Origin of the sequence: Paenibacillus sp. JJ-223, from assembly GCF_927798175.1 — a bacterium.
Taxonomy (GTDB): domain Bacteria; phylum Bacillota; class Bacilli; order Paenibacillales; family Paenibacillaceae; genus Paenibacillus; species Paenibacillus hubeiensis.
On sequence record NZ_CAKMMP010000009.1, the window covers coordinates 71480 to 92136 of the forward strand.

16 protein-coding genes are annotated in these 20657 nt (G+C 51.3%); 11 read left to right on the forward strand and 5 right to left on the reverse strand.

Features of this window, described 5'->3' with window-relative positions; translation table 11 throughout:
- Positions 1 to 66: 66 nt before the first annotated feature.
- The 6 genes from L6H98_RS16740 (at position 67) to L6H98_RS16765 (ending at position 6119) form a co-directional block, all read left to right on the forward strand.
- On the forward strand, positions 67 to 1035 hold the full coding sequence (locus tag L6H98_RS16740) for a LacI family DNA-binding transcriptional regulator (protein ID WP_236416802.1): 969 nt from the start codon (positions 67 to 69) through the stop codon (positions 1033 to 1035).
- 168 nt (positions 1036 to 1203) lie between these two features.
- Positions 1204 to 1500, forward strand: coding sequence for a DUF3817 domain-containing protein (locus tag L6H98_RS16745; protein WP_236416803.1), 297 nt, complete (start codon positions 1204 to 1206; stop codon positions 1498 to 1500).
- Positions 1501 to 1959: 459 nt separating this feature from the next.
- Positions 1960 to 2565: a pentapeptide repeat-containing protein gene (locus tag L6H98_RS16750; RefSeq protein WP_236416804.1), complete on the forward strand. Its 606-nt coding sequence runs from the start codon at positions 1960 to 1962 to the stop codon at positions 2563 to 2565.
- Between the two features lie 59 nt (positions 2566 to 2624).
- A complete protein-coding gene (locus L6H98_RS16755; RefSeq protein WP_236416805.1) occupies positions 2625 to 3155 on the forward strand; it encodes a hypothetical protein in 531 nt (176 codons plus the stop codon).
- 449 nt (positions 3156 to 3604) lie between these two features.
- Positions 3605 to 4882 carry a cytosine permease gene (codB, locus tag L6H98_RS16760; RefSeq protein WP_236416806.1) on the forward strand — a complete coding sequence of 426 codons (1278 nt, stop codon included), beginning with the start codon at positions 3605 to 3607 and terminating at the stop codon, positions 4880 to 4882.
- Positions 4851 to 6119: a cytosine deaminase gene (locus tag L6H98_RS16765; RefSeq protein ID WP_236416807.1), complete on the forward strand. Its 1269-nt coding sequence runs from the start codon at positions 4851 to 4853 to the stop codon at positions 6117 to 6119. Before codB ends, L6H98_RS16765 begins: the two co-directional genes overlap by 32 nt.
- A 177-nt stretch (positions 6120 to 6296) precedes the next feature.
- On the opposite strand, the gene L6H98_RS31270 is transcribed toward L6H98_RS16765, so the two are convergent.
- Positions 6297 to 6431, reverse strand: a complete 135-nt coding sequence (locus tag L6H98_RS31270; RefSeq protein WP_290371458.1) for a hypothetical protein — start codon at positions 6429 to 6431, stop codon at positions 6297 to 6299.
- A gap of 110 nt (positions 6432 to 6541) precedes the next feature.
- The gene (locus L6H98_RS16770) at positions 6542 to 7378 is read right to left on the reverse strand and encodes an AraC family transcriptional regulator (RefSeq protein WP_236416808.1); all 837 of its coding nucleotides are present in this window, start codon (positions 7376 to 7378) and stop codon (positions 6542 to 6544) included.
- A 124-nt stretch (positions 7379 to 7502) separates the two neighbouring features.
- Here L6H98_RS16770 and L6H98_RS16775 point away from each other — a divergent pair, with 124 nt between their 5' ends.
- Positions 7503 to 8963 carry an alpha-L-fucosidase gene (locus L6H98_RS16775; protein ID WP_236416810.1) on the forward strand — a complete coding sequence of 487 codons (1461 nt, stop codon included), beginning with the start codon at positions 7503 to 7505 and terminating at the stop codon, positions 8961 to 8963.
- A gap of 265 nt (positions 8964 to 9228) precedes the next feature.
- Here the strand turns inward: L6H98_RS16775 and L6H98_RS16780 are convergent, their stop codons facing one another.
- Genes L6H98_RS16780 through L6H98_RS16790 form a run of 3 tightly spaced genes read right to left on the reverse strand, consistent with a single transcriptional unit; the run spans position 9229 to position 10839 of the window.
- Entirely contained in the window at positions 9229 to 9840 is a 612-nt protein-coding gene (locus tag L6H98_RS16780; RefSeq protein WP_236416812.1) for a DedA family protein, read from the reverse strand.
- 22 nt (positions 9841 to 9862) lie between these two features.
- On the reverse strand, positions 9863 to 10507 hold the full coding sequence (locus L6H98_RS16785; protein WP_236416814.1) for a hypothetical protein: 645 nt from the start codon (positions 10505 to 10507) through the stop codon (positions 9863 to 9865).
- Positions 10508 to 10524: 17 nt separating this feature from the next.
- A complete protein-coding gene (locus L6H98_RS16790) occupies positions 10525 to 10839 on the reverse strand; it encodes a helix-turn-helix transcriptional regulator (RefSeq protein ID WP_236416816.1) in 315 nt (104 codons plus the stop codon).
- A gap of 259 nt (positions 10840 to 11098) precedes the next feature.
- Between L6H98_RS16790 and L6H98_RS16795 the strand changes: the two genes are divergently transcribed.
- The 4 genes from L6H98_RS16795 (at position 11099) to L6H98_RS16810 (ending at position 20657) form a co-directional block, all read left to right on the forward strand.
- On the forward strand, positions 11099 to 12043 hold the full coding sequence (locus L6H98_RS16795) for a copper amine oxidase N-terminal domain-containing protein (RefSeq protein ID WP_236416818.1): 945 nt from the start codon (positions 11099 to 11101) through the stop codon (positions 12041 to 12043).
- Between the two features lie 633 nt (positions 12044 to 12676).
- On the forward strand, positions 12677 to 18160 hold the full coding sequence (locus L6H98_RS16800; protein ID WP_236416820.1) for a S8 family serine peptidase: 5484 nt from the start codon (positions 12677 to 12679) through the stop codon (positions 18158 to 18160).
- A 359-nt stretch (positions 18161 to 18519) separates the two neighbouring features.
- The gene (locus L6H98_RS16805; protein ID WP_236416821.1) at positions 18520 to 19746 is read left to right on the forward strand and encodes a PLP-dependent aspartate aminotransferase family protein; all 1227 of its coding nucleotides are present in this window, start codon (positions 18520 to 18522) and stop codon (positions 19744 to 19746) included.
- A gap of 170 nt (positions 19747 to 19916) precedes the next feature.
- A complete protein-coding gene (locus L6H98_RS16810; RefSeq protein ID WP_236416822.1) occupies positions 19917 to 20657 on the forward strand; it encodes a FadR/GntR family transcriptional regulator in 741 nt (246 codons plus the stop codon).

Here is a 20657-nt window from a genome sequence, read left to right on the forward strand (position 1 = left end):
TTTTTTTGAGGCATACTTAAGGTATGCTAAGATACGACAAAGTAAGGTGGCAAGAAAGGAGCCGGGATGTCGAAGTTTAACGAAATTATGAAGCGGTCGGGATATTCCAAGGCGACCGTATCCAGAGTCATCAACCATTCGCCTCATGTTAGCGATGAAGCCAGACAGAAGATTACGGAAATCATGAATCAACTCAATTATATTCCTAACCGAAATGCCGTCTCGTTATCCACGGGGCGTACCAAACAGATCGGGATTGTGACTTCCGCCACGGGAGATGTCATTCTTTCATTCATGAATCAATTTGTGGATACGGCTATGGATTACGGTTATCAAACTATTATCTATACTTCCCGCGGGGATAAAGAAATCGAACTGCAGGCGTTTGAAGATCTGCGCAGCAAAAGGGTGGACGGCATCGTCATCATCGCCTGCGTCAATGATCCGAGAATGCTCAAAAAGTATTGCCAATATGGTCCCATCGTATCCTGGCAGCGCATGGGCAATGACGAGATCACTTCCGTTGCGATGGATCAAGCCGAAGGGTACCGGTTGGCGCTGGAACATCTCGTATCCAGGGGGTACACGCAGATTGCCAATATGTTCGGCAGAGTGGAGAGTCTTAACATTCAGAGCAGACGCAGGGCGTATGAAACATTTATGGAAAGCCGGGGTCTGCCCGTGCGCAAGGACTGGTACCAATATTCCGTATATTCGGCATCGGACGGTGAGCAAGCGCTGCGCCGGCTTCACGAAAGTCCGGAAATGCCCCAGGCGATTCTGTGCTCCAATGATTATGCGGCGATCGGCATTTTGAGCGAGGCTCGCAGAAGGAACATCAAGGTGCCCGAACAACTGGCCATCGTGGGATTCGACGACATCGAGCTGTCCCGGGTGCTTGGCATCACGACGATTCGCAACCCGATCGCAGCTCAAGCAACGAACGCTTTCTACCATTTGTGGGCCGTGCTTGGCGGGCAAAAGCTGACACACGAAAGCCTGAAATACGAACTGATCGAACGCGAAACGAGCTGACATTCAACAATTATTCAAATTTGAAGCATTTCCGGGCGGTTGTGATGCGGTATACTGAACTGGAGTTTCACGATGCTGACTTTTATGGAAGGCCGGCAAGTGAAACTTAAGCATCATGTTACAAGTTACATATTTCACAAACCCCGACCCGGAAAGGTGAGATTGAACGTGTTGAAGACCGTGACAGGCCGTTTCAGAATTGCAGCGTTATTGGAAGGAATCTCTTTTTTACTCTTAGTCGTTGTGGCGATGCCGCTTAAGTATCTGGCCGACATATCTTCCCCGGTCGCCATTGTGGGCGCGATCCACGGCATTTTGTTCCCATTATACTTGATTGCCCTTGCACATTTGGCTGTCGTTCATCGTTGGAAGGCTTCATATTGGATCATGGGGCTGCTTGCGGGCGTGCTTCCGTTTGGCACGTTTGTGTTCGATTCCTATCTCAAAAAAAGAGACTGGAAATAAGGACAGACGGAATTAGTCTTGTTCATATGAAACTGAAAAAAACGGAATAAAGGTGACTATATACCCTGATTTGAACGGTGTTAGTCGCCTTTTTTGCGTGTAAGGCATCTATATAGGTTGAACTAGAAATATACACGAAAACGGAGAGGCAGAAAGAATCTGGAGAAACGGAGCGTTCTAAAAGCTTTCTGAAAGAAAGCTGCATCGTAAGCATAGGCTTATCACCATTAACTAAAGGGATTCAAAAAATCTCGGGATAACAGCGATCGGAAAATGGTTCTGACCACGTAGTGGCTCCGTGTAAAAATGATGGGTTCAATTTATTATGTCGAAAATAAAGAAATTGACTTTCCCGGACGTTTATGCAGGTGCTTGACAGGGGTGTGTTATATTAAGGGAAACGTCGATTGGCGTGCCTATTATGATAATCAATCAAGATCGTTTGTGGGAGGATTCATCGTGTATCAGTACAAGGATCGGGAATACGAAGACGTCCGTTTTGACGGGCAGGATTTGAGATATGGAGAATTGACAGGCTGTGTTTTCATCAAATGCACCTTCATGAATACCTCGCTCGAAGAGATCGAGACGAACGGATGCCGTTTCATCGAGTGCGATTTCAGAGGGGCCGCGCTGAATGGATCGTTCCATACGGAGACTGCTTTTGAGAACTGCTCGTTTGGCGGTGCGAACCTGTTCGTTTCCAAGTTTACCGACTGCAAAATGACCGGCTCCGACTTTTCGGGCGCTCAGTTGGATGGTATTACGTTGGCGGGAGGCGACTGGTCATATACCAATTTCAGACATGCCCGGCTGGGAAAACAAGATTTGCGGGGCATCCGCTTCTATGAAGCCGATTTATCGGATGTTGACCTGGGCAAAGCGGATTTGCGGGATTGCGATTTGACGCGCGTTACGCTAAGCAGGGCCAAACTGACAGGTGCCGACCTTCGCGGCGCGAATCTGGAGGGCATCGACCTGAAATCGCTCGATATCAAAGGCACGCGGATGGATCGGGAACAGGCGGTACTGTTCATGCGTTCCTTTGGCGCGAAGGTCGATTAACGATACTTATCCGAATCCGATGAATGGACATCAACGAAGAAGATGGGAGGCAGCAAATCATGGAACAGGCACGGCAGCTACTTTTTTATCCCTTATACGGAGCGTGCATATTGGAGAGCGTAGAACAGCAAACGGATAAGGTGGGAGAAGGAAATGGAGATCAGGTATTTCATCTCTATTTCCCCAAGCAGGAACTGCGCATGATGATTCCGAAACAGCGGGCACAAGAAAGAGGGATTCGTCCATTGTCCGATGTAGACACCTTGCTGCAGGCGAGAGCCGAATTTTTCGGAAACCATGTCGAGCTGCCTCTTGATGCTTCGAAACGCCGAGAGCATTTGCAAGCGAGAATCGATACAGGGCTCCTGCGAGAATATTTCGGTGTCATTCGCGACCTGTTATGTGCCAAAGTTTACGCGTTGAAACTGAACACCCATGATCGATCAACGATGAATACGGCGCGCGATATGCTGATCAGCGAACTGACTTTGGTATTGAATTTCTCCGCCGAGGATGCCAGTGCTTACCTGAAGCAGGATATCGAGAAGCGGCAGCAGGAAGCAGACTCTTCCGATTATTTTACAGGCTGAATGTTCAGTATATTTAAAGTTTTCGGGTCGGCCCAAAGAAAAAAGTTTCCCGGTGCAACCCGAAAGGAAGGGGTGGGCTTGAAAAGTGGGAGACAAGCCGCCATAGCGGGGAAAGTCGTAGATGGATCGTTACGGATTTCTGCATCAGTCTCCCCCGGGTTACGATCTCATTCAATCTTGTTGGATAATAATGACATTGACATTCGCATGCTTTTCCAAAATAATAAAACGTAATTGAATACTGGTACCTTTAATTCAGTCCAGAGAGGCTGGCAAGGGCAGCGGATTTTTATAATCACGCGTGAAGCGGGCGATTCCAACCAGGGATGCTCTGTGTCTTCGCGCGGGTTATGATGCAAAAAAGAGGCTACTTGTCAGGTGCGCGATCTGATGAGTAGCCTCTTTTTTCTGCTTTTTGGTATCAGGAGACTTTAAGTGGAGGTATTCTGATGAGTAAACAAGATCAAGAGTTTTCATGGCAAGAGGTGCCAAAAACGCAGAGAAACCATTTCTGGAAGACGTTATCCGTCATGCTCGGCTTCACCTTTTTCTCGGCGAGCATGCTGGCTGGAGGGACGCTGGGCGTAAGCTTGACGTTCATGGAATTTATCGGCATCGTGCTTGCGGGCAACCTGGTGCTGGGCATCTATACGGGAGCGCTGGCGCATATCGCCGCCAAAACGGGCTTGTCTACACATTTGCTGGCCAAATATGCGTTTGGGGAAAAAGGATCGTACCTGCCATCGTTCCTGCTCGGCTTCACCCAAGTCGGATGGTTCGGCGTCGGCGTAGCCATGTTTGCGGTCCCGGTCGCCAAAGCGATGGATTGGAACGTTTACCTGCTTATTTTCATTTTTGGTCTTGCCATGACAGCCTCGGCCATCTTCGGCATGAAGTCGCTCGTCATTCTGGGTTATATCGCAGTACCGGCCATCGCCATTCTTGGCGGATATTCCATGCTGAAAGGCGTGGACACGCTCGGGGGTCTGCAAGGACTGCTTGATTACTCGCCCTCACAGACGCTGACCGCGGCGGCGGCACTGACGATTTGCATCGGATCGTTCATCAGCGGCGGCACGCTGACGCCGGACTTTGCCCGGTTTTCCCGGACGTCCCGGCAAGCGGTAACGGCAACGGTCATCGCGTTCTTCCTGGGTAACTCGCTCATGTTCTTGTTTGGAGCAGTTGGCGCAATGGCGTACAATCTGGCCGACATCTCGGAAGTCATGTTCCTGCAAGGATTGCTCGTTCCGGCGATCATCGTTCTGGGACTGAACATCTGGACGACCAATGACAATGCCTTGTACGCATCGGGGCTGGGCTTTGCCAACATCACCAAAATTTCGAAGAAGTTCTTTGTTATCGTCAACGGGATTGTGGGAACGGTCCTTGCCATGTGGATGTACAACAATTTCGTTGGATTCCTGAATGTGCTCGGCGCCGCAATCCCGTCCATCGGGGCGATCATCGTTGCAGATTACTTCTTCGTGAAACGCAGAAATTACAAGCCGTTTGCCGACATGACGTTCAAAAAGGTAAACTGGATTGCGATGCTGGCTTGGGCCATCGGCGTTGCTTTTGCTCAGCTCGCTCCGGGCATCACGCCATTGAACGCCTTGCTTGGCACAGGGATTGCATACATCGTGTTGATGCTGATTGTTCCTGCGAAAGAATCCACAGAAAAGGGGAAACGAAATGATTATACAGAACGCAAAATTGCGGGGTAAAGAAGGATTATGGCATATCGTCGTAAGAGACGGAAAATTCGAACAAATTACGCAGACGCTTGAAACTACAACGAATGACGAAGTGATGGACGTAAATGGCGCGCTGGTGCTGCCGCCTTTTATCGAACCGCATATTCACCTGGATACGACGCTGACGGCAGGGGAGCCGGAATGGAACCTTAGCGGAACGCTGTTCGAGGGCATCCAGCGCTGGTCGGAACGCAAGGCATTCCTGACGCATGAAGACGTCAAAACCCGCTCCAAAACGGCGCTGAAATGGCAAATGGCACAAGGCATCCAGCATGTCCGCACTCATGTGGACGTGACCGATCCAAGCCTGACCGCCGTGAAAGCGATGCTTGAAGTGAAAGAAGAAATGGCGCCATATATCGACATCCAACTGGTCGCTTTTCCGCAGGAAGGCATTCACTCCTATCCGAACGGCGCGGAATTGCTGGAGGAATCCCTGAAAATGGGCGTCGACGTGGTCGGCGGCATTCCGCACTTCGAATTTACGCGAGAATACGGCGTCGATTCGATGAAGGTTGCGTTTGACCTGGCCGAAAAATACGACCGTCTCATCGACATCCACTGCGATGAAATCGATGACGAGCAATCCCGTTTCGTGGAAGTGGTCGCTAAGGAAGCATATGAACGTGGACTGGGCGCACGTACGACAGCGAGCCATACGACGGCGATGGGATCTTATAATGACGCATACACGTACAAGCTGTTCAGACTGCTGAAGATGGCGGACCTTAACTTCGTTTCCAATCCGCTGGTGAACATTCACTTGCAAGGACGTTTCGATACGTATCCGAAAAGAAGGGGCTTGACTCGCGTCAAAGAACTGCAGGAAGCCGGTTTGAACGTGTGCTTCGGGCATGACGACATCTTCGATCCATGGTATCCGCTCGGTACCGGCAATATGCTGCAAGTGCTGCATATGGGTATCCATGCTTCGCAGCTGCTCGGTTACGATCAGATCGTGAATTCCATGGACCTCATTACGAAGAACAGCGCAAGAACGCTGCATATCGAGGATGTATACGGCATTGAAGAAGGAAAGCCTGCCAACTTTATCGTCCTTGAAGCCGAGAACGAATACGAGGCGATTCGCAAACAAGCCGGCGTGCTCTACTCGTTCAGAGAGGGCCGCAAAATCGCGGAAACGAAACCGCGCGAAACGTCGATCGTCCTGGAAGGCGGTTCCGAGAAGGTTACGTTCAATAAATAACGGGTTTCCCTTTAAAATTGCGAACGAGGTAAGACGAGCAAAACGTGTGTGAACAATAACATCCCCTCACCAAAGCGGCGTATGAGAGATCATGGAGGTCATGACATCATCGCTGCGGAGGAACGGAGGGGATGTTTTTTTCATGATGCAGGCAAAGGAAGGGCTGAAAGCATTACCTTACCACTTGACGGTGCCCGTTTGGCGGTCGGACAGCACGCTGAACTCGCCTTCGGCAGGAGAAGCAGAGGCAAGAGCCGAGAAGGAGCTTAGTGCAAACAGTACCGTGAGCAGCAACAGCGTTTTTCTTTTCATAAAAACAACCTCTTTCCTTGTGGAATGATATGACCACCATAATTGTAACAAACAGCCATAAGTTCGGTAAACAATTAAAATTCGCAATCCAGATTTCGTGTCAGAACGTATTACAATGGAGCGTGCACGGCATGCTGCCTGCGGTATTCGGTCGGCGTCAGCCCCGTATGTTTCTTGAATTGCCTGGAGAAATAAAACAAATCCCCAAAGCCTAGTTGATCGGCGATCATCGTGATTGTGCTGGAGGAGCCGATGAGCTGCTCTTTGGCTTTATCCATTTTTTTGCGCGTGATGTACTGGATGGGAGGCACGCCAAGCTGCTGTTTGAAAAAGCGAATAAAATAGTTGGGGTGCATGCAGGCGATGCCGGCCAAATCCTGAATCGTCATGTTTTCTTCGATGTGGGCATCGATATAAGCCAGAATGGCTGTCATTTTTTCCATGGCAGGCATGTTGAGAACGGAAACGTCGTTCAAGTCAATGTGCTCGATGAAATGCGCGATAAGTTCGGTCAATTTGCTTTTGGCCATCATGTGGGCGTAAACCTTGTCAGAACGTGAGTGGTGCAGCAGGTCGCCAAAGAGTGCGTCTAATCGTTCGGGATCCTGGACGGTAACGACATGCGGGAAGCGGAGCAGCTGGAACAGGTTGATCCCGCCCGCCTTCAGGCTGAAGTGGCACCAGTATTTCAGATAAGGACGGTCGCTAATGGCAGAATACGATTGAGTGATGCCTTCAGGCATAAGAACCAATTGACCAGGAATGGGAGCGTATTCATCATTGCCGATTTTGAGCCAACCCTCGCCTTCACGTATCCAATAAAACTTGCTGTAATCCGGGGTATAATCCAAATCCCGCCATTCGGTACCGCAGCAGTTATAGTCCGCCACGATCAGCTCGGTTTGCAGGTTCGACAACATGTTTGCGAGCAGTGGTTCACGATTCATCGTCCCGCTCCTTTCAGGTTATTATTGTGCATTCAAAAGTTAATCTTCTGCATGTTGATTTTTCGGTCATGCCTCTAAAATACGTTATGAAGAGGATCAGAACATAACAGGAGGCATACAGCAGATGGTAAATCCAAGCGAGTATCTGCAGCAGATCGATTCCGTGATTGCCGCAGGCAAATTCAAGGACAGCTGGGCGTCGTTGAGCAAGTTCGAGGTGCCTGAATGGTACAGACGCGCCAAATTCGGCATTTTTATTCACTGGGGCGTGTATTCCGTGCCGGCTTACGACAGCGAATGGTATTCACGCAATATGTATATCGAAGGTTCGAAGGCGCATGAGCACCACTTGGCCACGTATGGTCATCCGCGTGATTTCGGGTACAAGGATTTCATTCCGATGTTCCGGGCGGAAAAGTTCGATGCCCAAGCGTGGGCAAGCCTGTTCAAGCAGGCAGGGGCGCGTTATGTCATGCCCGTAGCCGAGCATCATGACGGATTCCAGATGTACCGCAGCTCCATCTCCCACTATAACACAGTTGAAATGGGGCCCGAACGGGATCTTTTGGGCGAAATGAAGACCGCGTTTGAAGAACAGGGGCTGACTCTCACTGTTTCTTCGCATCGCGCCGAACATTGGTTTTTCATGTCCCATGGCAAAGCATTCGATTCGGACATCAAAGAACCGCTTGCGCGGGGGGACTTCTACTGGCCGGCCATGCCTGAGCCGGATCACCATGACCTGTATGCTTCGCCTCCAGATCAGGAATTTCTTGAGGATTGGCTGATCCGCTGCTGCGAGTTGGTCGACGAGTATCGGCCGAGCGTGTTTTATTTTGATTGGTGGATCCAGCATTCCGCTTTCAAGCCGTATCTGAAAAAATTCGCGGCGTATTACTATAATCGCGGGGAAGAATGGGGCATCCCGGTAGCTGTGAACTACAAGCATGATGCCTTTATGTTCGGCTGCGCGGTACCGGATGTGGAGCGGGGGCAGTTTGCCGATCTGAAACCGTATTTCTGGCAGACGGACACAGCGGTAGCCAAAAATTCCTGGTGTCATACCGAGAACAATGACTACAAAACGGCGGGTGAACTGATTCGCGACCTGGTGGATATCGTCAGCAAAAACGGCAGCTTGCTTCTCAATATCGGGCCAAAGGCTGATGGAAGCATCCCTGACGAGGACCGGGAAATCCTGCTTGCCATTGGCGAATGGCTACGGGTGAACGGCGAGGCCATCTACGATACGACGTATTGGCGGACGTACGGCGAAGGACCGACCGAGGTCAAGGAGGGACAATTCACCGACGGGGTAACGAAGTCTTTTACAAGCGAAGATATCCGGTTTACGGTCAAAGAAAACGCATTGTATGCCACGGTGCTGTCGTATCCGGAAGACGGCATCGTCACGATCAGATCGCTGGCGGAGAAGAGCCGGCATTTTCAGGGGATCATTACCTCGGTACGCTTGCTTGGCCATGACGAGCAGCCGGTGTGGGAACGGGCAGAGGAGGGGCTTCGCGTCGTCGCCAAAAACGTCAAGAGCGATTTGCCTGTCGTCATTAAAATCACGCTGGATTAGGAGTCCGAAGAGGTTGTCCCATAAGTACTTCTATGGCGCTTCATAAGACAGTTCACTTCATGAAAAAATGAGCATAATGAAAGAAAAGGCGTTGTTAGGGAGGTCATCCCTGCACCGCCTCTTCGCGCTTTTGGTTTATTATCGCTGGTCTATTACGCCTTTTTGAGCAGATTGTGGGCGAGCGATAGCCACCCGACCTCAAGGCTCGCTTTTCGCAGGTCTCGAGGCAGAAAAAACGTCTGAATCCCCGATTGTATATCAGGTCCTAGCTTTTGAGCACCCGCTTGCGCAGAAATAATACACCAATCACGACTGCTCCCAGTGCCAGAAGGGCATACACGGCATTGGAATACAGGTCCATGTAACCCACGATCTTCTCCCAGGAAGCTCCGACTGCCGAACCCAAATATACGAGAGCCGTATTCCAGATCAGTGAACCGATCGTTGTCAGGACAAGGAAAGGCAGAAAACTCATCCCGGTGCTTCCGGCAGGAACGGAAATAAGGCTGCGAATCAACGGTACGAGACGACCCAGAAAAACGGCCCATGATCCATGCCGATCGAACCAGTCATATGATTTCCGGATATCTTCGGATTTCAGACGTAAAAATTTTCCATATCTCAAAATGAGTATTTCCAGCCTGTTTACAGATAACATTTTCCCGACCCCATAGAGGCAGATTGCTCCTGCGACCGACCCGGCGGTTGCGGCAGCGATGACTCCGAACACGCTCAGACCCGATTTGGTAGTCATGAACCCGCCCAAGGCAAGAATGACTTCCGAAGGAATGGGGGGAAACAAATTTTCCAATGCGATGAGCAGAAAAACGCCCAGGTAACCATACGCTTCCATGATTTCGGTTATCCACTGTTCCATATCGGCACGCCCCTTAGCTTTTTTAAGAAAAATACTGCTTCACTTTCTGATAAAGGAATTTATCGAACGTTTTATATAGAACAAACAGCGCGATGAAGCATACGCCGTAAACGGCCAACACAACTTGCATAATATACAGGAACAAAGTATGTTGGGTAGTCGTCTGATCAATGATGGATAACAAGAATGCCGCGGCGAACGCAAGCAAAGCGTAACCCATCAAATAATGATGCCCGTGGGTTTCGAAAGGCCGCGTATGTTTGGACATCGACAGAAATTCTTTGACTTTAAACTGGTTAATGGCCTCCTTGGCGGCCTCCTCTTTCGACCTTCCTTGACGCTCCAGATCCGCTGCGAAATCCTCCAGATAATTCTGGAGCTCCAGTTTATCCTCTTTATTTAAAGCAAGCTGGGCAACGTAAGTATGAATATCATTTTGCCTGCGGTATAGACTATTCATCCGAATATGTCTCACATAGTTCGCCAAACTCCACACCAATGCCAACGTGAAAGAGACATAATAGGATAACGCCAGCCAAATTTGGTCCTCAGGATTAAAATGCTCGTCGTAAAAGAACGTAATGCTGCAGATCGCGATCGAGAGCAGCAATATCCACCCGAACCTTATTTCTCCCAAACTGAATGCTTTCCGTAAAAAATTCGCCATTATATTCACCTCCCGGTTTAAATGAACCGATTCACGATCTCGGTCGTAGTTTTCCAGTCCGCAATGAACTTGGCAAGCAATTGCTTGCCATCTTCGGTGACCGAATAATATTTGCGTCGGCCTCCATGGCTCTGATCCCCCCAATATGCTGAAATCGCCCCCTGCTTTTCCAGACGCTTCAAAGAAAGATACAGCGTGGCTTCCTGGATTTCGAATGCTCCCTCCGTTTGTTCTTTGATGGCCTTTGAGATTTCGTAACCGTAATTGTCCTGCCTGACCAAGACAGACAAAATGAGGAGATCGATCGTTCCTTTGAGCATTTCCGCATTCATGGCATTCCCTCCAGATTAATTACTCAATATTATTGAGTACATAATGATCTTAAGATATATTACTTAATAATGCAAGGTACTTAAAGACACTTTTCTTTATGATTTTCCAAAAAAACAATCCAGGGGCCGATGTGATTCTTCTGCTAACTTGACAGGTTCTATACAAGGGCAATTTTATTTTTCGGATACCTATTGGACGGCATTGGTTTGACCGATAATGAAAGAGCACATATTTTTTTCACATCAGGAGGAGTCGTCAATGAAAAAAACAGTCATCATGTTAACCGCTGTGGCACTGCTGCTTGCAACCGCCGCGGGCACAGCCTCAGCCAAACCGGGAAACGCTTCTGCTGGAAACGGAAAATCGAATAACGCAGCATCGTCAAAACCAATCAAAGACAATGAAACGCAAGCGGAAGAAACTCAGGGCGGGGAAGTCGAGTCTGCTGTAACGGCCGACAAGGAAGAAGAGAAAGTCGAGGATTCTTCATCCGCGGAGACGGAGAGCACGGATCACGACACAACCGATCAAACCGAGTCCAAGAACAAAGGTCACAAAGGATACAAAGGTTTGCTTAATGCCATTCAGCATACTGAAGACAAACCGGCTGGCGCAGTTCTGGCCAATCTTTTGCTTACCAAATATGAAACTGAGCTGACGGACGAACAAAAAAAGCAATTGGAAGCCATCCTTGAAGAGGGCAAGGCGCTCGAAACGGCAGCGAAAATGCTTGAAGAAAACGGCAGCGTAACTGACGCCGTATATCTGCAGGAGGAAGCCATTAAAGCCGATTTCAAAAACCTGGATCTGTACAAAACCATGGACAAGCTCACCAAAAAGGCGGGTAAAGCCAGCGGGGTGAAGCTGTATGTGAACGGGGAAGCTTCCAACTCGGAACCTTTTGTCAAAAAAGGCAATACGTATGTTCCATTTCGCGCTATAGCCGAGGCCTTGGATGCCGAAGTGGCATGGAACCCTGAACAACGCTCCATCATCGTTACGAAGGATGGCGTGAGCATTAAACTTGTGGTTGACAGCAAAACGGCAACCGTCAATGGCAAGCAGGTTTCTTTGGATGCTCCAGCCACCGTTACCCAAGGCAGCACTTATGTACCGGTACGTTTTATAAGCGAGGCATTGGACGCGACCGTCAAATGGGAAGAGGAAAGCAAAACCGTTGTTGTCTATGAAGAGGTAAAATAGCCAAGAACAATCGTTTAGGAAGAGGATGTTCCAAAGTTTACTTTGGAGACACCCTCTTTTTTATATTTTGCACAATGACGCAAGATGCGCCGGAAGTTCGATAAAGGAGTGACATGAAAAATCATCAAAAAGGTTTATTTTCTATTTTTTTCAAAAAAAAGGACTTGTGCAACTCCGATGTTGAATCTATAATAACCATAAAATCCCAAGTATCTTCAAACCGAAAACGTATGCTTCCATTTACCTCAGGTCCTTCCTTACCGTCAACCGGACAAGCATCCTCTCTGTGTAAAATTGTTGCAATACCCCTAATACACCCTTGATTTGCAACTCTCCCGACACGCCAACACCAAGAAAACCTCCCTGTTAGACAAGCTGCATGGATTTCGCGGATTTCCGTTTGCCTATTAAATTCTAACGAAAAACCTCAGACCTTTCGCCATCGTGATTTTGAACGACTTACACTGCTGAACCGAATCCTGTTTTCACAGCGGTACATGGATCGACACTTCTATCGCAAAGGGGGTGGTGCCAGATGTAATCGACAATCGTAAGGGCTTCAATGTTGTAACCATGCTGAAAAGCACGTGCTATTCGCCAAATTAAAAAACCGGGTAAAGGGAGTGGAAAAGTTTGATAAAGATGAATCGGCTGCGCAAGCCTCTATCTATGGGTCTATCGGTTCTCCTTGCGTTATCTATCATTCAACCGGTCTCCGCACAGAACACCCCCTCGCAGAAGCTGGATATGAAATCGAGTCTGAACCAGCTGGCGACCGACAAGGTCAGTTCCAAACTCAGCAAACAATTTGATGGCAACGAATACGTGACTTACCTGGTTAAAATGAAAGAACAGACGGATACGGCACGCGTTTCGAAGCAGGCCATGGAAAAGGCAACCACCGATAAAATGACGGCTTCTTCCGCCAAATTGTCCGTGCGAAGCTCTGTCGTCAGCTCATTGCGGGAGACGGCCTCACGCACCCAGTATTCGCTGGAACAATACCTGGATCAGCAGGTTGACCAAGGCAAGGTCAAGGAATATAAAAGCTATTTCGTCGTGAACGCGCTGATGGTAACGAGCACGAAGGACGTGATGGAGCAGATTGCCCTGCTGCCGGAAGTCGGTAAAATTTTGCCGAATGAGACGCGTTATCTGGACCGGGCCGAGGTCAGCGGCAAAACCGAAGCGGCCGCTCCGGACAAAGCTCTCGCACCGGCAGCCGTGCCTGCCAAGGCTTCCAAGGAGCAGGCGGCATCGCCGAGCGTTGAAAAGGGCGGATCCTCCACGGCTGTCAGTGACGCTCCCAAGCCGAAGACACAGACGGAGAACGTGGAATGGAACATCGACTACGTTGGCGCTCCGGCCGTCTGGGATAAAGGCATTGACGGCACCGGCATCGTTGTGGCCAATCTTGACAGCGGAGTCGATTACACGCATCCGGCCCTTTCCCAAAAGTGGAGAGCGCGCGACGCTTCTGGCAATATCGTCAGCCCTGAGCTGAGCTGGTATGATCCGCACAGCGGTTCAACGCTTCCGGCAGACGGTGACGGACACGGGACGCATACGATGGGCACAATGGTGGGATCCGAGCCGGACGGCACCAATCAGATCGGTGTTGCTCCTGGCGCGAAATGGATCGCCGTGCGCATTTTCAATCCCGAAACCACCGATGCCATCATTCTGGATGGCGGGCAGTGGCTGTTAGCTCCTGTGGATGCCCAAGGCAATTTGCATCCAGAGCTTGCGCCCGACGTGGTTAACAACTCATGGGGCGGGGGCGCCGGCCTGGACGAGTGGTTCCGTCCAATGGTGCAAGCTTGGCGGGATGCGCAGATTTTTCCTGAGTTTTCGGCAGGGAACGTCAGATTGACGAATCCGGGCGGACCGGGCTCCGTCGCCAATCCGGCAAACTATCCCGAGAGCTTTGCGACAGGCGCAACGGACATTAACGGCAATCTTGCTTCCTTCTCCCTACTCGGACCCTCCCCGTATGGAGAGATCAAACCCGAAGTGTCCGCACCGGGCGTAAACATCCGCTCATCCGTTCCGGGCGGAGCGTATGAAGGAGGATGGAACGGCACATCCATGGCAGGGCCGCATACGACAGCTCTTGCCGCTTTGCTCCTTCAAGCCAACCATTCCCTGACGGTAGACCAGCTTGAAGAAATCATCACCGATACGGCGACGCCCCGCACGGACAGTCAGTATCCCACTTCGCCCAACAACGGATACGGTCACGGCATCATCAATGTTTTGGATGCGGTAGGCTCCGTGCTTGAAGGGATCGGTACGGTATCCGGAAGGGTGGTCACCGCAGGCGACGACCTGGAAGAACCCGTACTGGAGCATACGCCGGTGAATGCGGCGTTCGCGGGATTTGACGTGCCGCTTTCGGCTCGCGTAACCGATGATGTCGGCGTTGTATCCGTCGAGGCTTTTGCGAGAACGAAAGGCACGGCTTCATACGTGTATCTTCCCATGACGCGTGTATCCGGCGATGCCAAAGACGGTACATATACGGCGACCGTTCCGGCATTCCTGATCGACGAGCAGGGGCTGGAATACTACATTCGCGTCAGCGATTACGGCAATAACGGCTTCGAAAGCGACGTATACCAAGTCTCTGTCTCGAACGGCGTACAGCCGGGCTATCTCCAAAATTTCGAGCAGGATCAGCTCGGGTTCACCTCTGGAGGAGAAGGCAATACGTGGGCTTGGGGAGTGCCGACAAGCGGGCCGGGAAGCGCTTTTTCAGGCGAAAAGGTGATCGCGACCAATCTGGAAGGCAACTACGCAGCCAACAGCAATGCTTACTTGGTAGCCCCGCCGATCGACCTGACGGATGCGCCGGATGGAGCGCTGCTCACCTTCAAGCATTGGTACGATTTCGAGAACAATATCGATTTCGGCAAGGTGTACATCGCTGCCGAGGATAATGATTTTGTGTTTGAGGAGGCACTGAGCTTCACGGGCACAGGCGGCGATTGGAAAACGCAGTACGTTGATTTGCGCGAGTATGGAGGCCAGCGTGTATTCGTACAGTTCAACGTAACCAGTGACAATTCCGTGCAGAAAGCAGGCTGGTATATTGACGATTTTGCCGTGCAGGAACTGGACGACACGGCTCCGGGTGCACCGAATTCGCTGACGGCGGATGCAGATATCCTGGGGAATGTATCTCTGTCATGGCGTGCACCGGCTGACGAAGACCTGGAATCCTATGTTGTTTACCGGTCCGAGGCATCCGGTACCGGATATGAAGCGATAGGCAGCACAACGGCGACCGCTTTTACGGATACGGCAACGGTTACAGATGCCACTTATTTCTATGCGGTGTCCGCCGTGGATTACAGCGGCAATGAGGGAGAGAAATCCAACGAGGTTTCCGTCGCCGTAACCGTGCCGGAAGAGATCTATGTCGACCATTTCGACGGAGATACAGATGGTGACTGGACGCATTCGGGAACGAAGGACGAGTGGGAACGAGGTATACCGGCAAGTGGTCCTGCCAGCGCCGTGTCGCTGCCGAACGTATGGGCCACCGACCTGGACAACACCTATGAGAACGGATCGAATTCCTCGCTGGTATCACCTGTCATTGATTTGAGTGATGTATCCGAAGCAACGCTGACCTTCAACCATTGGTACGAGATTGAGGGAGGATACGACTATGGTTACGTGGAGGCGACCGCGGACGGCGGCGCGACGTGGACCGAACTGGGCAAGTTCTCGCACAACACCAATGGCAAACAGTGGACACCCGTGTTCTATAATCTGGGAGCGTTCGCGGGCCACGAAGTCCAGTTCCGTTTCCGTCTAACCTCGGACAATAGCGTTGTGAAAGCCGGATGGTACATCGACGATTTCCGCATTCTCGCCCTGGGTGCGCAGAACGTGACGGCAGACGATGTCGTGCCCAGCAGCGACAAGCCGAAGCCGGTGTACGATAATCCTTGGTTCAAAGTGACGAGCACGGACAAATTCGAATTTAACCGGAACGGCCAAACGGGTGAGCGTCCAGAAGCGGACGCAGACGCCGCAGCTCCGGTAACTCCGCAAAGCCTTCCGGCCAGCGCGACAGTCACGGTGCTGGAAACGGGGCGCTCGGTCAAAACCGATCCGGCAACCGGAAAGTATAGCTTCACGCATGTTGCCGGTGAATACACGCTGAAAGCGGAAGCATACGGTTTCTATCCGCGGACCCAGGCTGTGACCATCACCGATGGCAGCGGAGCCAAGGCGAATTTCAATCTGGAGGCCATTCCGGTTGGGCAGATTGAAGGAATCGTGACCGATGAACGGACAGGGGAACCCGTGTCCGGGGCGACCGTGCTGGTGCAGGAAGATGCGCGGGTGCCAGCCGTTCAGACCGGGGAAGATGGCCGATTCGCCCTCGAAGTACTTGAAGGGGACTATACACTTTCCGTTCGGGCCGCGGATTATTACGGTGATACGATCAGTATTAAGGTTCCCGGCAACGGGACGGCCCAGGCAAATTTTGCTTTGAAGCCATTCGTTGGATTCCCGGGAGAGATCGCCTATGACGACGGAACCGCCGAGAACGCCAGAGCGTTCGTGTCGGCCGGAAATGCGTGGGCCGTGCGTATGACGCCGGAGCAGGATTCATCCCAGCTGACAGGAGTGTCCCTGCGCTTCTGGAACACGGCGTGGCCGCAGCCGGGAGGAACAGCGTTCCAATATGCCGTATACGATGCGACCGGAGCAGATGGCGCGCCGGGCCGTTTGCTGGCCGGGCCATTCGATGCCGAAGCGCTGCGCAACGACCAGTGGACCACGCTGAGTCTCCCCGAACCGGTCGTGGTGGAAGGAGATTTCTACGTTGTATATGAACAGACCGCTGCCGGAACGAACGCGCCGGGTCTGGCGACGGACGAAAACGGTACTAATGCCGGCCGAAGCTGGCAGCGCGTGAACGGAGCATGGAGCACATCCCCGGCAGAAGAGGGCAATTACATGATTCGTGCCGTAGTGCGGTATCCGGTGAACGCGCCGGTAATCACTTCGCCGGCCAACGGGTCGTATACGAAGGATTCCACGGTTCTCGTGAGTGGAACTTCACCGGCATCCGGAGCGGAAATCCGCATCTATAATGGAGATGAAAGCATTGGAACGGCAGCCATTGAGAACGGCCAATTCGAGCTGGAAGTGGAAGTCCAGCCTGGAGAAAATACACTTAGCGCGGAAGTGGTCGTCAATGGCAAAACGACGGAGCGTTCCTTGCCAGTCACGATTACGCTGGATCAGACCGCACCGGAATTAACGATAACTTCGCCGGAGGACGGAGCTCGCATCAATACAGAAGTCGTGCATATTGTCGGCAATGCGCTGGATGCTTATCTGGACAAGGTTACCGTCAACGGACAAACGGTACAATTGGACGGCGAGGGTGGCATTAGCCATCGGGTGCTCGTCGATGAAGGGGAAAACCTTATCACGATTACGGCTGCTGATCTTGCTGGTAACGAAACGACGATCACACGTACCGTATACGTAGAGACAGCCTTGCCTGTACTCAGCAACATTGCACCTGCTGAAGACGTTCGAATCCGGGCAGGCGAAGTGGTGAATGTCTCGTTTGACAGCGCACCGTCTCTGCAGGCTTCCTTCCGGATCGAGCTGCCGCTTGGCCTGAACGGTTCAGCCCGTGCCGAAATTCCGCTGATCGAAACTGCACCGGGCCATTATGAAGGGACGTATACCACTCCGTCCTCGCTGGTGCTTGAAGGCGGGGTCATCGTGATCCGGGCGTGGGATGCCGCAGGCAATGAACTGGAGACGGACGCTCCGGGCAGACTATTTGTCTCTGCGGGCGGAGAAGAGCCGGAACCGCCTGCTGGCGCAGAGCCTGTCGCGATCATTGAAGCGCCATCCACAGCCAAAAAGAAGAAGAACGTTGAGTTCAACGGAGGTTCTTCTTATGTGGAAGGTGGCAAAATCGCCAGCTATGCTTGGGACTTTGGCGACGGGGATACGGCTTCCAAGGCCAAAGCGAAGCATAAATTTACCGCCCCGGGCGTCTATACGGTCCAGTTGACCGTGACCGATAACAATGGGGTACAGAGCAGCGCAAGCCACACGATCACCATTGAATAACCTGCTGTTGGTTCATTTTTTGCCAATGAATTTGAAACCTGACAACGAACCATGAAGGAAAAAGATTAACATCATTTAATCCGCTGGAAAATCGGACAGGTCGACGGCGCAGCACTCACGCCGTCGGCTTGTTCGTTTTTGGTTTCGCATCTGGTGTGACATAATCTAACTTTTATCGCGTTGTAATGTCTTATCTTCATTTACAATTTCAAAATTGCGTTAATGTTATTGACGTAAAATAACCGAACCTATATATTGAGAAACAATACAAATATAAATGGTTTAAGGTTTATACCATATACTTTAGTTCGGGTGAATCGTTAAACGTGAAGCATTAAACATTGGAATGGAGAGATTTCATGCAAAAAGAGTGGAGATTCGATACGGCTGCCGTACATGTGGGGCATCAGCCGGATCGTGCAACGCGAGCAGTCTCGCAGCCGGTTGTGCCTGCCGTGGCATACGCTTTTCCCGATGCGGAAACGGCTGCGGCCGTTGTCGCCGGGAAGATGGATGGCACGTACTATGGCCGGTACGGCAATCCGACGACGCGTTCGCTGGAAGAGAAGATCGCCTATATGGAACGCGGCGAGGATGCGATTGGCCTTAGCAGCGGTATGGCTGCAATATCGTCCGCGCTGCTTGCTTTTCTCCAGCATGGGGATCATGTCGTCGTCACGAAGGATATTTACGGGGGCACCTATAATTTTATCACGCAGATGGGACCTCGCTTTGGAATCCAACACGATTTCGCGGATTGTTGCAGCGTGAAGGCGCTGGAAGCGGCCATTCGTCCCAACACCAAAGCGATTTACGTCGAAACGCCTTCCAATCCGCTGCTGACGGTTCTTGACCTGCGTGGGATCGCCGCCGTGGCCAAGTCGAGAGGCATCCCCTTGATCGTGGACAATACGTTTATGACGCCGTACCTGCAAAGGCCGTTGGAGCTCGGTGCCGATGTCGTCGTACACAGTGCCACCAAATATTTGAACGGGCATGGCGACGTCGTGGCCGGGTTCGTGGTAGGTACAAGTCAAGTCATCGATTTTATCCGCAAACGGATCTCCGGCGATTTGGGTCAAAATCTGAATGCGTGGGAAGCATTTCTTATTCTGAGAGGGCTCAAAACGCTGGGGCTGAGGGTGCGCACGCATTGCGAAAATGCCCGCCAGGTTGCGGAATTTCTGCAGAGCCATCCTCGGGTGCGGGCGCTCCATTACCCGGGTCTGCCCAGCCATCCCCAGCACGAACTCGCCAAATTGCAGATGGACGGGATGGGGGGCATCGTGTCTTTTGAAGTAGAGGGCGGTATTCAGGAAGCCCAAACATTCATGAATGCGCTAAAGCTGGCGATGATTTCGTTCAGCCTGGGCGATCCAGAAACATTGGTGCAGCATCCGGCCACCATGACCCATTTTTCTGTTCCGAAGAACGAGCGGCTGCGTTTTGGGATAACGGATGGCCTCATTCGACTGTCCGTCGGGCTGGAGGATCCTTCGGATATCATTGCAGACCTGCGCCAAGCGCTGGAATCATTGGCGGGTTTGATCACAGGGGGAGAGACAACAGCATTAACCGGCCAATAGGGGAAAAAGAGGGGATTTGAGCTCTTTTTGTTGTCGAATGACGTGTTCATTCGTTGGAACGTGCATGTTTTTGAAAAAAAACTATTGCATATGTGTTTACTCGGAATTATAGTATGAGTATAACGTTTAATGGTATAAGGTTTAGACATTATATCGATCGGAGTGTTGATATGCAGGGTCAGCTGACTTTCCAGTTCGAGAAAGTATCTGCGAAAAAGGTCAGTGAATTTATTCGCGAGCAGTTGGAGGAAGCGATTATCCTCAAGGAAATCATGGGTGAGGACCAACTTCCGTCCGAACGCGAGCTGGCCGAAATCTTTAACGCGAGCCGTATTACCGTTCGCGAAGCGTTAGCCGCGCTGGAAGCAAAAGGATTGATCGAAAAGCGGGTCGGCGCCAAAGGAGGCACGTTTGTTCTGCCTATTACGGCTAACGCGCATAAAAGAACCAAAGAAGAAATCATGCGTGACTGGGAACAAATGCTGCACGTATTCGAGTACCGCACGCTCGTCGAACCTGAAGGCGCATTTCTGGCTGCTGAGCGGATCACCGCAGGCGAGCTGGAAGTGCTGGAAGGCTACGTGATGCAGAGCAGGGAACCCGATTGCTCGCGTGAATGGTTTCGGGCGCTGGACGTCAAATTCCATTTGGCGATCGCGAAAGCGTCCGGCAACCCGTACATAGAGCGAGCGGTTCGCGAGATCCGGACCAAAATCAATCCGGCCTTGGACTTGATGCCTTACGATGACCGGATTCGTTCCCTGAACCACGGCATACATATGGACATCCTGGAAGCGTTGAAAGCTCATGATCCGATACGGTCTCGCGATACGATGAAGAAACATATCGAATCCTCTGCGGATGCCATTTATGCCCGATTGAACGCAACGGAACCTACAGGAAAGGATTGA

Coding starts and splice junctions, on each gene's coding strand:
- L6H98_RS16770 (WP_236416808.1), bottom strand. CDS start 7,378: ATGAATCGTGAACCACTGCTCGCAAACATGTTGTCGAACCTGCAAACC.
- L6H98_RS31270 (WP_290371458.1), bottom strand. CDS start 6,431: ATGAAAAGAAAAACGCTGTTGCTGCTCACGGTACTGTTTGCACTAAGC.
- L6H98_RS16765 (WP_236416807.1), top strand. CDS start 4,851: ATGATTATACAGAACGCAAAATTGCGGGGTAAAGAAGGATTATGGCAT.
- L6H98_RS16780 (WP_236416812.1), bottom strand. CDS start 9,840: ATGGAACAGTGGATAACCGAAATCATGGAAGCGTATGGTTACCTGGGC.
- L6H98_RS16805 (WP_236416821.1), top strand. CDS start 18,520: ATGCAAAAAGAGTGGAGATTCGATACGGCTGCCGTACATGTGGGGCAT.
- L6H98_RS16810 (WP_236416822.1), top strand. CDS start 19,917: ATGCAGGGTCAGCTGACTTTCCAGTTCGAGAAAGTATCTGCGAAAAAG.
- L6H98_RS16740 (WP_236416802.1), top strand. CDS start 67: ATGTCGAAGTTTAACGAAATTATGAAGCGGTCGGGATATTCCAAGGCG.
- codB (WP_236416806.1), top strand. CDS start 3,605: ATGAGTAAACAAGATCAAGAGTTTTCATGGCAAGAGGTGCCAAAAACG.
- L6H98_RS16785 (WP_236416814.1), bottom strand. CDS start 10,507: ATGGCGAATTTTTTACGGAAAGCATTCAGTTTGGGAGAAATAAGGTTC.
- L6H98_RS16775 (WP_236416810.1), top strand. CDS start 7,503: ATGGTAAATCCAAGCGAGTATCTGCAGCAGATCGATTCCGTGATTGCC.
- L6H98_RS16755 (WP_236416805.1), top strand. CDS start 2,625: ATGGAACAGGCACGGCAGCTACTTTTTTATCCCTTATACGGAGCGTGC.
- L6H98_RS16790 (WP_236416816.1), bottom strand. CDS start 10,839: ATGAATGCGGAAATGCTCAAAGGAACGATCGATCTCCTCATTTTGTCT.
- L6H98_RS16795 (WP_236416818.1), top strand. CDS start 11,099: ATGAAAAAAACAGTCATCATGTTAACCGCTGTGGCACTGCTGCTTGCA.